The 12,983-nt window shown below is 69.8% G+C and carries 13 protein-coding genes; 12 read left to right on the forward strand and 1 reads right to left on the reverse strand.

The features are described from left to right. Positions 1-214: 214 nt before the first annotated feature. The gene (locus AB0L60_RS13675; RefSeq protein WP_364613085.1) at positions 215-988 is read left to right on the forward strand and encodes a metalloregulator ArsR/SmtB family transcription factor; all 774 of its coding nucleotides are present in this window, start codon (positions 215-217) and stop codon (positions 986-988) included. After that, positions 988-1,521: a hypothetical protein gene (locus AB0L60_RS13680; RefSeq protein WP_364612279.1), complete on the forward strand. Its 534-nt coding sequence runs from the start codon at positions 988-990 to the stop codon at positions 1,519-1,521. Before AB0L60_RS13675 ends, AB0L60_RS13680 begins: the two co-directional genes overlap by 1 nt. A 32-nt stretch (positions 1,522-1,553) precedes the next feature. Here the strand turns inward: AB0L60_RS13680 and AB0L60_RS13685 are convergent, their stop codons facing one another. Beyond that, on the reverse strand, positions 1,554-2,315 hold the full coding sequence (locus AB0L60_RS13685; protein WP_354837256.1) for a 3-hydroxyacyl-CoA dehydrogenase: 762 nt from the start codon (positions 2,313-2,315) through the stop codon (positions 1,554-1,556). A gap of 330 nt (positions 2,316-2,645) precedes the next feature. On the opposite strand from AB0L60_RS13685, the gene AB0L60_RS13690 reads away from it, so the two are divergent. The 10 genes from AB0L60_RS13690 to AB0L60_RS13735 all read left to right on the forward strand — a co-directional run bounded on the left by AB0L60_RS13690 (position 2,646) and on the right by AB0L60_RS13735 (position 12,855). Next, the gene (locus tag AB0L60_RS13690) at positions 2,646-3,299 is read left to right on the forward strand and encodes a hypothetical protein (protein WP_364612282.1); all 654 of its coding nucleotides are present in this window, start codon (positions 2,646-2,648) and stop codon (positions 3,297-3,299) included. Between the two features lie 16 nt (positions 3,300-3,315). Further along, complete coding sequence (locus AB0L60_RS13695) at positions 3,316-4,191, forward strand: hypothetical protein (protein WP_364612285.1); 876 nt, start codon at positions 3,316-3,318, stop codon at positions 4,189-4,191. Then, positions 4,188-4,841 carry a hypothetical protein gene (locus AB0L60_RS13700; RefSeq protein WP_364612288.1) on the forward strand — a complete coding sequence of 218 codons (654 nt, stop codon included), beginning with the start codon at positions 4,188-4,190 and terminating at the stop codon, positions 4,839-4,841. Before AB0L60_RS13695 ends, AB0L60_RS13700 begins: the two co-directional genes overlap by 4 nt. A gap of 178 nt (positions 4,842-5,019) precedes the next feature. Beyond that, positions 5,020-5,310, forward strand: coding sequence for a hypothetical protein (locus AB0L60_RS13705; RefSeq protein WP_364612291.1), 291 nt, complete (start codon positions 5,020-5,022; stop codon positions 5,308-5,310). Beyond that, positions 5,310-5,591, forward strand: coding sequence for a hypothetical protein (locus AB0L60_RS13710; RefSeq protein ID WP_354837264.1), 282 nt, complete (start codon positions 5,310-5,312; stop codon positions 5,589-5,591). The genes AB0L60_RS13705 and AB0L60_RS13710 overlap by 1 nt, the downstream gene beginning before the upstream one ends. 53 nt (positions 5,592-5,644) lie before the next feature. Further along, complete coding sequence (locus AB0L60_RS13715; RefSeq protein ID WP_364612294.1) at positions 5,645-6,469, forward strand: hypothetical protein; 825 nt, start codon at positions 5,645-5,647, stop codon at positions 6,467-6,469. Positions 6,470-6,512: 43 nt separating this feature from the next. Beyond that, positions 6,513-7,988 (forward strand): hypothetical protein, encoded by a 1,476-nt coding sequence (locus tag AB0L60_RS13720; RefSeq protein WP_364612297.1) that lies wholly within the window; start codon positions 6,513-6,515, stop codon positions 7,986-7,988. Then, a complete protein-coding gene (locus AB0L60_RS13725) occupies positions 7,985-9,475 on the forward strand; it encodes an SCO6880 family protein (protein WP_354837270.1) in 1,491 nt (496 codons plus the stop codon). Before AB0L60_RS13720 ends, AB0L60_RS13725 begins: the two co-directional genes overlap by 4 nt. Positions 9,476-9,478: 3 nt before the next feature. Beyond that, positions 9,479-12,550, forward strand: coding sequence for a hypothetical protein (locus tag AB0L60_RS13730; RefSeq protein ID WP_364612302.1), 3,072 nt, complete (start codon positions 9,479-9,481; stop codon positions 12,548-12,550). 23 nt (positions 12,551-12,573) lie between these two features. Next, positions 12,574-12,855: a transposase gene (locus tag AB0L60_RS13735; protein ID WP_354837274.1), complete on the forward strand. Its 282-nt coding sequence runs from the start codon at positions 12,574-12,576 to the stop codon at positions 12,853-12,855. Positions 12,856-12,983: the final 128 nt, after the last annotated feature.

A 12,983-nucleotide genomic window follows, 5' to 3' on the forward strand; every position in this document is an offset into this window, starting at 1 on the left:
CCGCGAAACACCGGGCGCTGCTGAGACAACGATGTCAGTTCTGGCCGAGGGCCGTTGATCATCTTGACGGTGAATGCGCGGATTGTCATGTCCGAGAACGAAATTCCCACGTAAGAGGCGGTGCCGGGCCACCCGTCCGGCCGGTCGCGGCGGTAGGGCGTTGACTTATGCAGGTAAATGCCTGCATAATTTTCCCGTGCAACCCGAACCCGAGATGGACGCGGTCTTCAAGGCCCTGGCCGACTCCACCCGCCGCCTGCTGCTGGACCGGCTGCGGGAGAACAATGGCCAGACCCTGCGTGAGCTGTGCGAACGGGTCGAGATGGCCCGCCAGTCGGTGACCCAGCACCTCGACATCCTGGAGCGGGCCGGCCTCGTCACCGTGCTGCGGCGCGGTCGCGAACGGGTGCACTACATCAATCCGACCCCGATTCACGACATCGAACAGCGCTGGATCTCCGTCTTCGATCGCCCCCGGCTGGATGTCCTGCGCGCCGTCAAAAACCAGGCAGAGGAGTACGCCATGACCGCCACCGTGCCGAACTACGTCTACGTCACCTACATCCACGCCAGCGCCGAGCAGGTGTGGAAGGCCCTCACCGACGCCGACCTGACCGCGCAGTACTGGGGGCACGCGAATGTGTCCGACTGGCAGCCCGGTTCGGAATGGGAGCACCGCCGCGTCGACGGCTCGGACAAGATCGATGTCGTCGGCAAGGTCCTCGAGGTCGACGAGCCCCGCCGCCTCGTCCTCACCTTCGAGGATTCGATCGGAGCGGACCGCGCCCCGTCGGTGGTGACCTTCCTCATCGAGTCACACCAGGACATCGTCCGGCTCACCGTCACCCACGAGAACCTGCCGAATCAGGAAATGCTACAGGGCATTTCGAGCGGCTGGCCCGCCGTGCTGGCCAATCTCAAGTCGCTGCTGGAGACCGGCGCCGTACTGCCGCAGGCGCCCTGGGAAATGTCGCAGGCCCACGCCTGATGTTCGACGCCACCGCGCTGCGCGAGGTATACGACACCCTGCTGGAAGCCGCTGCCGCCGTGGCGGATTCGGGCCCGCCGCTGCCGCCTCCGCCGGGGGAGTGGAACGTCGAGCGGATCCTGGCCCACGTCTCCCTCGTCACCGCCGCCACCATGGCCGCCGCGTCGGCGGTGGCGGCGGGGGAGCACGCCACCTACGACAATCGCCTCGCCCTCGACACCTGGACCATCGATCGCGTCGTCGATATCGCGGGCGGATTCCCCGGCCTGCGCGAACGCCTGCGCCGCCAGGCCGAGATGCTCTGCGGTTTCGGCGGGCCCGCGCTCAGCGACGCGGAACTGGACAGCCCGGTGCCGACCCGCCTGCTCTCCGCGGGCGCACTGCTGCTGGATCAGGCCCTGCCCCTGCGGAATCTGTTCATCGGCCTGATCGATGTCGAAATCCCAGGCCACACTCGGCAGTTGCTCGCGCTGCGCGGAAACGGTGACGGCACCGGGCGGGCGAGTGCCCGCGCCGGTGCCGTCACCAGGTGATCGCCGCGGTGATCACCGCGTGGCCCTGCTGATTACCGCGGGGCCATGCGGATCGCGCCGTCGAGGCGGATGACCTCACCGTTGAGCATCGGGTTCTCCACGATGTGGCGGACCAGCGCCGCGTACTCGGCCGGGTCGCCCAGGCGCGACGGGTGCGGCACCTGCGCGCCGAGGGCGTCGATGGCCTGCTGCGGCAGGGTCGCGAACAGCGGGGTGTGGAACAGGCCCGGCGCGATGGTCATCACGCGGATCTTGTACGAGGCCAGGTCCCGGGCGACCGGCAGGGTCAGGCCCACGATGCCGCCCTTGGAGGCGGAGTACGCGGCCTGGCCGATCTGGCCGTCGTAGGCGGCGACCGACGCGGTGTTGACGATGACGCCGCGCTCGCCGTCGGCCTCCTCGACTGCCGAGATGCGCTCGGCGGCCAGGCGGATGACGTTGAACGTTCCGATCAGGTTAACGTTGATGATCTTGGAGAAGGACTCCAGCGGGAACGCGCCCTGCTTGCCGACCGTCTTGATGGCATTGCCGATTCCCGCGCAGTTCACCGCGATTCGCAGCGTGCCGAGCTCCTGGGCGGCGTCCAACGCGGCGGTCACATCCGCTTCGCTGGTCACGTCACCGGGCGAGAACACCACGCGCTCACCGAGTTCCTCGGCGATGGCCTTGCCGTCGGACGAGGGAAGATCGAGGATAACGACCTTCGCGCCGGCCGCGTGCAGTTCCCGCACGGTGGCCAGTCCGAGTCCCGACGCACCACCGGTCACAACCGCGGCAATGTCTGCTGTCTTCACAAAACCTCCAAAACTCTTGGTCTTGTTAATGTAGATTCTGCTCCGCCCACAGGGAAGACCGCCCCGTCGGCGTGGCGTTCACACGATGTCGCGAACCCTGCTACTCGCACGCGCGCGCGGATTGAACGGAGTGTCGTCCGGCGCGTCGAGTCGTTGGAATCCTGTTCATGCGAGAGAATTTCCGATCGGGACCGTTTCGTGCGCGACGCCCGTGGCGACGCGACGACGGCGGGCTGCACAGTACCGACGATCACCGACGACAACACACCGTCAGCCACGACCGACCGCCGAGAGGGTCAGACGATGCCGAGCGACGTGCCCCCAGCGGGAATGTTGAAGTCGTACAAAAAAGTGTCGCGCTGGTACCCCGCCCTGGAACTCGACGTACAGGCCCCGGCCCCCGAACGGCCCGATGCCGACTCGGCGTTCGCCGACGAGCAGGGCCCGGCCCGCTACCCGCACTACATCCACGACGAACCCGAGCTCGAGATTCCGCCGGTGCCCGAATCGGTGCTGCGGCGCAACCACTTCGACGGGGCCTGGTCGGACTGGATGAGCGAATCCGGCGAGAGTGCCTCCTACGCACCGCCGCTGCGCTACCGCGGCAGCACGGTCGTCGAATTCCCCACGGGGAGTGGTGAAGCCGGTGCGGGATCGACCGGCGAGCGCGCCCCGAGAGCGGTCGACCGGGCCTCGCAACTGCTCGACGCGGTCGCCGACCGCGCGGCCGTGCCGGGCGGGCGCATCACGGGGCGGCGGTTTTTCGCCGTCGCGTTCCTGATCGTTGCCATTGTTTTGCTAGCCATTGCCGGTGGAGTTGCTCTATATGTGCTGAATTCCCACGGCGGCACTGCGCAATCCATCGGCACACTCGAGGCGGGACCCCGTTCCGGCCCGATCGCCGTCACGGCGGCGTACAACGAAATGACGGCCCCCGCGATCATCGGCGACCATGGACCCGCCGCGGGCATTCCGGCCGGATAAGAGGAGAGCGGAGACAATGGATCAGGACTGGAGCCGCTGGCTCGACGAGAAACCCGAAGAGGGCGAATCGACGGGCCGTGCCGCGCGTTCCAAGGCTCCGGTGATGCGCTTGCGCAAGCGCCGCGGCGACTCCGGCGAGGCCGGTCCCGCGCCGCGCCCGATTCTGGTGGTGGGTGGTTGCGGCGGCGCGGGCACCACCACGACAACGCTCGGCATCGCGGGGGAGATGAGCGCCGCCGGCGCCGAAACCGTTGCTGTGGACGGCACTTTCGCGGGCAGCGATCTCGCGTTGCGGGGCGCCGACGAGCACCTGAGCCCGATCAGTCTGCAGGCCTGGCTCTACGGCCGCGGCGACGACGAGGCCGCGCCGCTCAAGGATTGTCTCTCCCGCGCCACCTCCGGCATCGGCCTGCTGTGGCGCGATCCCGCCCCGCTGCGCCGGCGCGCCACCTACCTGACCGTCGCCCGCGCGCTCGGCGAGACCGGGTACACCCCGGTTTACGACGGCGGCAATCCGATCGCGAGCCGGCATCTGCGCCCGCTGCTCGAGGACGCCGATATCGCGCTGGTGCTGTCGATTCCGGCGCGCGTGGATGCGGCCAACCGCTTGCGCGTGACGCTGGAGTGGCTCGACGATCAGTTCGGCGGGCAGGGCGAGGGTCAGGGCGACGGCATTGTCGGCGACACCACCATTGTCGTGTCACATCAGTTGCCGGGCAGTGATTCTCGGGTCGCTGAGCATTTGCGAGAGCATCTGGACGGCTGGGTCCGTGAGATCGTCGAGATACCCTATGACGCACACCTCGCACGCGGAGAGTTGGTGCGGCACAGCAACCTGGCCGCAGAGACACGCCGCGCGTATCGCCGCCTGCTTGCTGGAGTGGCATCATGACCGCAGCCATGAAGGAACGCCGATCCGCCTCCGAGGCCGCTCTGGCGGCCGGTGTGGTGCCGCCGCCGGAATCGCGCCGCGCACCGATCTGGGACCGACCCGTACCCGGCGATGGCCGAGCGCCCCTGGTGTGGTTGCTCGGTGTGCACGGGGGCGCGGGCGCGACGACGCTCTCGCACGTGCTTGCGCCGGCGGCGGATTCGTATCGGCGCTGGCCGGGCGTGTTCGACCGGGAGTCCCCGTTCGTGGTGCTGGTGGCGCGCGAGACCATCGCCGGGCTCACCCGCGCCCACGATCTGCTGCGCCAGCATCACGCCGGGCTGGCCGGTTCGTGTGAGGTGCTGGGCCTGATCACCGTGGCCGCGCGGCCAGGCCGGCTGCCCGCCGAGATCCGCCGCTACCGCGACGTGGTCGGTTCGCTGGCGGGTCAGGTGTGGAAGTTGCCGTGGCACGAGGAATGGACCCTGGTCGAGGCCGATGAGCTGCCGGTGTGGTCGCCCGGCGACCCGGTGCCGCAGCAGCGCAAGCGCAAATCCGATCCGCTGGAAGAGATTACGCCCGACGTGCGCGAGCTCGGCGCCGGCATCGTGGCCGCCGTGCAGGACGCGCTCGACGCCCCCCGCCCCGCGTTCCCGGACCGGGAGGAGTGATCATGTACGCCGACGGATTGTGTTGTGCGGGAATGAGTTCCCGGTTGCGGGGACCTGCCCGGTCCCCAGGGAAGATGGCAGGGCAGTCAGTAGAAGGAGTTGTCGTCGCCGGTTGGACGGCCGGGCCGTGCATCGGCGAGATTGTTACTAGCAGTTCGCTTTTGGATAAGGACAGACAATGAGCATGCTCCTCGCCGTACACGACGCGTACGGCCAGATCCTCTCCCAGGTCGGGAATCCGACCCCCGAGGCACCGCCCGCGTCGGACAAATTGCTGAAACTGGTTCGGTATTTCACCTGGTTCGTTCTGTTGTCGGGAATCCTGGGCATCACCTACGCCGGTGGCCGGTTCGCCTGGGAGAAATGGACAGGAGGCGGTTTGGAGTCGCCGAAGATGGTGGCAGGGGCCATGATCGGAGGAATCGTCGCCACGAGCGCGGGCACGATCATGAATGCAGTGATCACCTAATGTCCGCCGCGCTGGTTGCGCCAGCGATGGACGCCGTGCTGGCCTACAAGCAGATGCCGCCGGATGTGATCCGGCCGATCATGCAGCTCATCGACTGGCTGCTGTGGTGTGTGCTGCTGTTCTGCCTGGCCTGGATGATCCTGGCCGCGGGCCGGCTCTGGTATGCCTTCCGCGACGACCTGGCCGCCAACGACGCGACGCACGGGGTGGTGATGAGCCTGCTGGGCGCGATCATGGCGACCTCGGCCAGCGGGATCGCGCTGGCCCTGCTGCCGACCTGACGGGCACGGGCAGCTGAATTGTCCACTGGCACACATACTTCGGAGGCCATGCGATGAGCGAGAAGGAGTCGCCCGAGCGTGACCGCGTCTCGTTCGGCGTCATCGCCTCGGCCGCCCTGGTCGCGGTCATCCTGATCGCCGGCCTGGTGGTCTACTTCGGTCACGGCGACAGCAAGCCGAGCGCCAAGCCCGACGGGACCGTCCCGGCGGCCTCCGACTCCGGCGCCACCGGATTCGCCTCGCCCGAGGTGGATCTGTTCGGCCGCCGCGTCGACGTCCCCAACAACACGGCCGGCCAGCCGCTGCCGCAGGATCCGTCCAAGCAGCGCAAGGCCACCGACGCCGACTGGCTCACCGCCGCCCCGCTGGGGACCACCGATCCCCACGGCTGGCAGCGGGTCTACGGCGCGTCCGTGCCCTTCTCCACCTCCGACGGTCCGGCGCGCCTGGAAAACGGCCTGGCCGTCGGCTATTCGCACACCCCGCAGGGCGCGGCGCTGGCCGCGGCCCAGATCACCTACCGGCTCAACGCCCGCCCGGCCGACCGGGAGCTCTACGTCCGGCAGGTGCGAGTGCCCGCCGAACAGCTCACCGCCTACGACCAGGCGCTGGCCGATCAACGGCTGCCGAAACAGCAGCCCGAGAAGGTGACTCGCTATCTGGTGGCCCCCGACGGCTTCCAGATCGAGAACTACGCCGACGACATGGCCATCGTGCGGCTGGCCGCGCGCGGGCCGGTGGTCGACAACCGGCAGCTGTGGGCGGCGGTGCGCCTGATCATGGTCTGGGACGCCGGCGACTGGCGGCTCAAACCTTCGACTTCCAAGACCGCGCAAACCGAATACGTCGATTCGCTTGCGGGATGGACCCGATGGTGACAACAACAGAAATGGCATCGCGACCCATCGAGAGGTGGACCACATGCTGAGGCGGCTAGTCACGATCCTTGCGGTCGTCTTCACCGTCATGATCGCAACCCCGACGGTGGCCTACGGCCAGACGTACGGTTTCGATCAGGCCTGCAACGAATTACACGACTCCCTTGACGGGCTGGGCGTACCCGGCATCTCGCTCGGCGACGCGGCCTCGGCCGCGTGCAAGGCGGGCAATGTCGCGACCCACCCGACCGACGCCGCCGCCACCGTGCGCGACAAGGCGTGGGACTCCACCTTCGGCAAGGTGGTGGACTCGCTGATGAACGGTCTGGGCGAGGCGTTGATCCTGGCGTTGACGTTCTGGATGAAGATCCCGAACGAACGCGTCAGTGACGCGGGCGCGCTCTTCACGAAGATCAACGACTACACCTATCAGGTCCAGATTTTGTTACTGATGGCGTCGGTGATCCTCTCCGGCCTGAAACTGGCGCAGGCCAGACGCGGAGCCGCGGTCAGCGAGGCCACGGAATCGTTCTGGATGTTCGCGCGCGTGGTGTTCAGTTCCTGGATGCTGGGCGCGGTGATCGTGGCCGCCACCCAGGCCTCGGACAAGTTCTCCGAGTGGATCATCAACGACTCCACCGGCGGCAATGCCAAGAACATCGCCGAGCTGATGGTGAAAACCTCGAAGCTGCAGGCGTTCTCGCCGGGTCTGGTGCTGATCATCGCGATCGTCGGCCTGCTCGGGGCGCTGGCCCAGATCGTGCTCGCCATCGTCCGCCAGGGTCTGCTGGTGGTGGCCGCGGGCGTGCTGCCGCTGGCCGCGGCCGCGTCGGGCACCCAGATCGGGCGCACCTCGTACTCGAAGCTGCTGGGCTGGATCATCGCGTTCATGCTCTACAAGCCGGTGGCGGCGATCGTGTACATGATCGCGTTCACCACCGCAGGCAATACCGACGATCTGACCGGCACCGTGAACCTGCCCGACGCCGACGAGGCCCAGCGCATGCTGGTCGCCATCGTGCTGCTGTGCACGGTCGCGTTCGTGCTGCCGGCGCTCATGCGCCTGGTGACCCCGGCGGTGGCCATCGTCGGTTCCGGCGGTTCGGGTCTGGCCGCCACCACCGGCACCCTGGTCGGCATCGCCGCGCTCGGTGCGGTCGGTTCGCGTGCGGTGGCCCCGCGCGGTGCCGCCGGACCCGGTGCCGCCGGATTCGTCGGACCGGGTCGCGGCGGGCGTCCCCGTCCCGGCCCCGGGGGCGGCGGTCCCGGCGGCGCGCCACGCCCGACACCCTCGCCACGCCCGGCGGGTGGTGGCGGCGGTGCGCCCGCCGCGAGTCCTGCCGCCCAAGGCGGTGGCGGCGCAGTACCGTCAGGCGCGTCCCGCGTCGCCAACCGGGTCGCGCAGGCGCGCGCGGCGACCGCCTCGCTGAGCAAGGCCGAGTCCACCGCTGGCGACCTGGCCGGTGACCGCTGGGCCAACCGTTCACCCGATCTCGGCAGGAGCACCATCCCACGATGACGATGACCGAGACCTACGAGCGCCGCTCGTACGGACTGTGGCAGAAGCCCCGCAGTGCCGGCCTTTTCGGCCTGCGCTGGGGTGAGACCGTGGTCGGTTTCGCTGTCGTGATCACCGCGCTGCTGACGGCGCTGGCGGCCGGGCCGAAACCGGCCGCCGTGGTGGCGGGCATCGGCACGGTCGTGATGGTTCCACTGGTGTGGCGGACGGGGGGCCGCTCCGGCTACGAGAACGGATTGATGATGTTCCATTGGTTGCGCGGCCGTTCCAAGGGTGAGCACGTGTACCGGGGCGGGCGGTTCTCCCGGATCCCGGGCGGCGTCACCCGCCTGCCCGGACTGATGGCCCCGTCACGGCTCTACGAGGGCATCGACGCCGGCGGCTACAGCTTCGGCATGATCCACCTACCGCAATTCGCCCAGTACACAGTGGTTCTGCGCGCTTGGCCGCAGGGTCACGAGGCCGTCGACCAGCCGGTCATCGACCGCTGGGTGGGCGCCTGGGGCACGTTCCTGGCCTCGCTGGGGCAGACCTCCGACATCGTGGCCGTGGTCCCGGTCATCGACACCGTGCCCGAGACCGGAAACCGTTTGCTCACCGAGGTTTCCACCATCACCCGGCCCGAGGCCCCCGATCTCGCGCAGCAGGTCATGTACGAGCTGGCCACCGAACTGCCGCAGGAGCGGGTGCAGCTGCTGCCGCGGGTCGCCATCACCTTCAAGGCGACCACCGCGGAGCGCCGCAAGAATCCGGCGGAGGAGGCGGTCGAGATCGGCCGCCGCCTGCCCGGCATCTGTGCGGCCCTGGCGGAGGCCGGCGTTCGCGCCCAGCCCATGGCCGCCGACGAGATCATCTCGTTCATCCGCCGCAGCTACGACCCGGCCGCCCAGGCCGATCTCGAGGTGGCCGCGGGCGAACCCGGTGGGCACGGCCTGGATTGGGCCGACGCGGGCCCGGTCTCGCACGAGGAGCGCTGGGACCACTTCATTCACGACGGTGGCCGCTCGGTCACCTGGGAGATGGACACCGCCCCCGAGGGCGCGGTCGACGAGCGGGTGCTGCAGCGGCTGCTCGCGCCGAATCCGGAGGTGCCGCGCAAGCGCATCACCATCGTCTACCGCCCGCACTCGGCCGGCGACGCCGCCCAGATCGTGGACGACGACTACAAGAACGCCCTGGTGGCACAGCAATCCGAGCGCGGCGTCGTGTCCGCCGCCGCCACCCTGCGCGTCGGCGCCACCCAGCAGGCCCGCGAGGAGCAGGCCCGCGGGCACGGTGTCACCCGCTTCGGCGCCCTGGTCACCATCACCGAACCCCTGCGCGGCGACCTGCCGCGCATCGAGGCCATCACCCGCGACCTGTCGACCCAGGCCCGCCTCAAGATCCGCCGCTGCTATCGCTACCAGGCGGCGGCGTTCGCGGCCTCGCTCGGCTGCGGGGTGATCCTCCCCGAACACGCCACCATTCCGAAAGCGCTTGCGGGGTAACCCATGCCACGTGACTTCGACCCCTCGGTCCGCGAACGCGATGCCGCGCCGCCCACCCGGCGCGGCTCCCGCCGCGACCCGGCTCCCGTCGACCCCTACGTCGAGCCGGACCCGTACCCGCCCCCGTCCTCCCGCGTCATGCGCGACGAGCACCGGCCCCGGCGCGGCACCCTTCCGGACCGCCGCATGCTCCGTCGCGACCCCATCGAGCCGCCCGACCAGGATCGGCCGGCCGAGGTTGTGACCGAGCATGAGGGCGAAGCGGTGCGCGCCGAGCCCGAGATCATCACGGATCCCGTTGCGCCCCGGCATGATCCGCAGGCGATAGCACGGCCGGAACCGCCGGTCGGTGAGCGGCCGGTGGAGGAGTGCGCCGCCTCGGTTCCGATGCCCGGGGCCGCGCCCGAGCGGGCCGAGACGCGCGCGGAGGTCACGAGCCGGGAGCCGGTCGAGGTCGGCATGGCGCCGCAGCTCAACGAGACGGTGGCCGAGCCGATCGGAGTTCCCGAAGCGGACACTGGTGCGGAGCCGGTCAAGAAGGCAGCCCGGCGACGGCTTCCGGCGGTGCCCGCCCTCGAACCCACCGGTGGCACAGGCGAATCGGGCACGGCGCGGGGTGTCGCCGCCGCCGAGGTGCTGGCGACCGGGCGAGAGCCGGCGGTACGCGCGGAGGCCGATTCGGGCGATGCACTGCGGGCGGCGGCCGATGTGCTGGGGGAGCCCACGGCGGGATCGGCCGGGCGTCCCGGTGGCACCGAGCGGTCGGAACGCGTGCTGGACAAGAGATCCGGCCGGAGCGGCGCGGGGGCGCGGTCCGGCGGTGTGCGCGAGGGCGAGGCTCGGTCACGGGCGAGCGGGCCGGAGCGGACCGAGGGGGATCGCATGGAGCGCAAGCGGAGTCGCGAGACCACACCCGAGGCGGATGCGGTACGCCGCGGGGAACCTGGTGAACGGCGCCGCGAACGACCGCGCGCCGAGGGCGAATCCGGACGTGAGCGGCGCGGTGACGGTGAATCCGGGCGCGAACGGCGTGCGGCCGAACGCGGGCGTGAGCGCCGTGCCGACCCGGAGCGGGATGCCCGGCGCGGCAATGGCTCCGAGGGCCGCGGGCGGTCCACGGACGCGGATCGGGTGCATCTGAGCGGACGGGCCGGCGCACCCGGCCGGACCCGTGCGGCGCGGCCGGAGGGCGAGGCGGGGGAGCGGCCGGTGCGCAACCGGCCCGCGCGCGACGGGCGGCCCGAGCGGGCCGGCACCGAGGAGCGTGGCCGCGGCGCCCGTAAGGACAAGCGGGACAAGGTCGCCGACCAGGCCGAGCGCGCCGCGGCCGCCAAGCGTGCCGCCGCGCGCCAGGCCGCGGCCAAGAAGAAGCAGTCCGGTCCCAAGCTGCTCGACGACACCATGCGGGCCAAGCTCGAGGTCACCGCGCGCGAGGGCAATGGCATCAGGGCGGCCTGGGCCACCTTCCGCCTGCACACCGACGATCTGCGCCGGCGCAACTTCGCGGCGCGCGCCGAGCGCATGGAGTACGGCAGCTTCGACGAATTCGACCGCACCACAGCACAACTCACCGATCGCGGCTACATCGGCGCGGGCGGCGGGCGGATGAACGTGGTCGGCCGCCCGGTCGAGTACCGCGCCACCACCGCGCAGGTAGCGGGCCTGTGGCCATGGTCGGTCGGCGCGGGTGCGCCGCTCATCGGAACCCCGCTGGGCTCGCACCTGCACACCGGCGCTCCGGTCTGCTTCGACCCGATGAACTGGTTCATGCGCGGCAGCTTCATCACCGCGCCCAGCCTGTTCGTGCTGGGCCTCAATGGTTTCGGCAAGTCCTCGCTGGTGCGCCGGATCGTGCTGGGCGGTGTCGCGCAGGGCATCACCCCGCTGATCCTGGCCGACGTCAAGCCCGACTACCGCAAGCTGGTGGAACTGGTCGGCGGCCAGGTCATCGACCTGGGTTACGGCCACGGCAAGCTCAATCCGCTCGCCGCCGGTGTGCTGGGTTCGATCGTGCCGATGCTGGCCGAGTTCCCCGAACTGCAGACCCAGGTCATACAGGAGATGCGTGCCCGCCAGGTCACTTTGGTGGCCGGTCTGGTGGAGCTGGTGCGCGGTGCGCGCGTGCGCGACTTCGAGGAGACCCTCATCTCGACCGCGCTGCGGATCCTCTATCGCGAGGGCAGCGCGTTCACCCCGGACCACCCGCCGATCATCGAGGACCTGCTCGATGTGGTCGTGGCGGGTGGCGACGAACTGCAACTAGATGCGGGCGCGGACAATCCGGACGAATACCAGGAGGCCATCAAGGGTCTGCGCCGCTCCCTGCGCGCCCTCACCCAGGGCCCGTTCGGCGCGGTCTTCAACGGCCACACCACCACTCCCATCGACACCACCGCCACCGCCGTCTGCATCGACGTCTCCCATATCCCCAACGGCGACAAGAAACTCAAGGCCGCCGTCATGCTGGCCTGCTGGGCCGACGGTTTCGCCTCCGTCGAGGCCGCGCACGTGCTGGCCGACGCGGATCTGGGCCCGCAGCGCTACTTCCAGGTGGTGATGGACGAGCTGTGGCAGGTGCTGGGCCTGGGCGACTTCATGGTCGACCGCGTCGACGAGCTCACCCGTCTGCAGCGCGGCATCGCCACCTCGCTGATCATGATCAGCCACACCATCAAGGACCTGCAGTCCCTGGGCTCCGAGGCGGCCATCGCCAAGGCCCTCGGCTTCCTGGAACGCGCCCGCGCCAAGATCTTCGGCGCGCTCCCGGCCGAGGAGATCGCGCGCCTGGATTCCACCGTGCCGTTCACCGCCGCCGAGGAGGAGATGGTGACCAGCTGGTCCGCGCCGCAGGCGCTCACCGGTGAGGCGCTCAAACCGGGCCAGCAGCGGCCGCCCGCGCCCGGCACCGGTAAGTTCCTGCTCAAGATCGGCGAGGACCGCCGGCCCGGCATCCCGTTCCAGATGGAGTTCACGCTCTCGGAGCGGGAGAGCGGAATCCACGACACCAACCAGCGTTTCAGCGAATTCACCGAGACCACCGCGAGCCGCGGCTCGGACGAGGGGAGCGCCGCATGATGCCGCACCGGTCGTATCGAAGAGTGTCGCCGGAGGTCCGGCAGGCCGCCGTCGAGCAGGTCATCGCCCTCACCGGCAAACTACGCTCGGAATCCGAGGCCTGCCGGGTGGTCGCCGAACAGATCGGCGTGCACACCAATTCGGTGCGCAACTGGGTGCGTGCCGCCGAGAGCCCCGGCCTGGAACGCATGGATGCGATCGCGTTGCGCCGCAAGGTGGCCCTGCTGCAGCAGCAGCTCGCGGCCGCCGCCGAAATGAACCGCACGCTGGTGGAAACCCTCCACGACGCCAAGCGCGGCACATGAGCCGCTGCCGCGAGAGCGAACACGCCGACTCGGGAAACCCGCTGGTATGGCCCGGGTATAGCGCTCAGCGACTAGCCTGGAAGGGTAGTCCGGTGCTGCGCCGCCGGCGCGGGCCGGTGAGCGCGAGC

The organism is Nocardia sp. NPDC051981 (genome assembly GCF_040680715.1).
Classification (GTDB): domain Bacteria; phylum Actinomycetota; class Actinomycetes; order Mycobacteriales; family Mycobacteriaceae; genus Nocardia.

Excerpts from the sequence above, each read along its gene's own strand:
- AB0L60_RS13690 (WP_364612282.1), top strand. The coding sequence starts at position 2,646 with ATGTTGAAGTCGTACAAAAAAGTGTCGCGCTGGTACCCCGCCCTGGAA.
- AB0L60_RS13720 (WP_364612297.1), top strand. The coding sequence starts at position 6,513 with ATGCTGAGGCGGCTAGTCACGATCCTTGCGGTCGTCTTCACCGTCATG.
- AB0L60_RS13730 (WP_364612302.1), top strand. The coding sequence starts at position 9,479 with ATGCCACGTGACTTCGACCCCTCGGTCCGCGAACGCGATGCCGCGCCG.
- AB0L60_RS13700 (WP_364612288.1), top strand. The coding sequence starts at position 4,188 with ATGACCGCAGCCATGAAGGAACGCCGATCCGCCTCCGAGGCCGCTCTG.
- AB0L60_RS13725 (WP_354837270.1), top strand. The coding sequence starts at position 7,985 with ATGACGATGACCGAGACCTACGAGCGCCGCTCGTACGGACTGTGGCAG.
- AB0L60_RS13675 (WP_364613085.1), top strand. The coding sequence starts at position 215 with ATGGACGCGGTCTTCAAGGCCCTGGCCGACTCCACCCGCCGCCTGCTG.
- AB0L60_RS13710 (WP_354837264.1), top strand. The coding sequence starts at position 5,310 with ATGTCCGCCGCGCTGGTTGCGCCAGCGATGGACGCCGTGCTGGCCTAC.
- AB0L60_RS13680 (WP_364612279.1), top strand. The coding sequence starts at position 988 with ATGTTCGACGCCACCGCGCTGCGCGAGGTATACGACACCCTGCTGGAA.
- AB0L60_RS13715 (WP_364612294.1), top strand. The coding sequence starts at position 5,645 with ATGAGCGAGAAGGAGTCGCCCGAGCGTGACCGCGTCTCGTTCGGCGTC.
- AB0L60_RS13695 (WP_364612285.1), top strand. The coding sequence starts at position 3,316 with ATGGATCAGGACTGGAGCCGCTGGCTCGACGAGAAACCCGAAGAGGGC.
- AB0L60_RS13705 (WP_364612291.1), top strand. The coding sequence starts at position 5,020 with ATGAGCATGCTCCTCGCCGTACACGACGCGTACGGCCAGATCCTCTCC.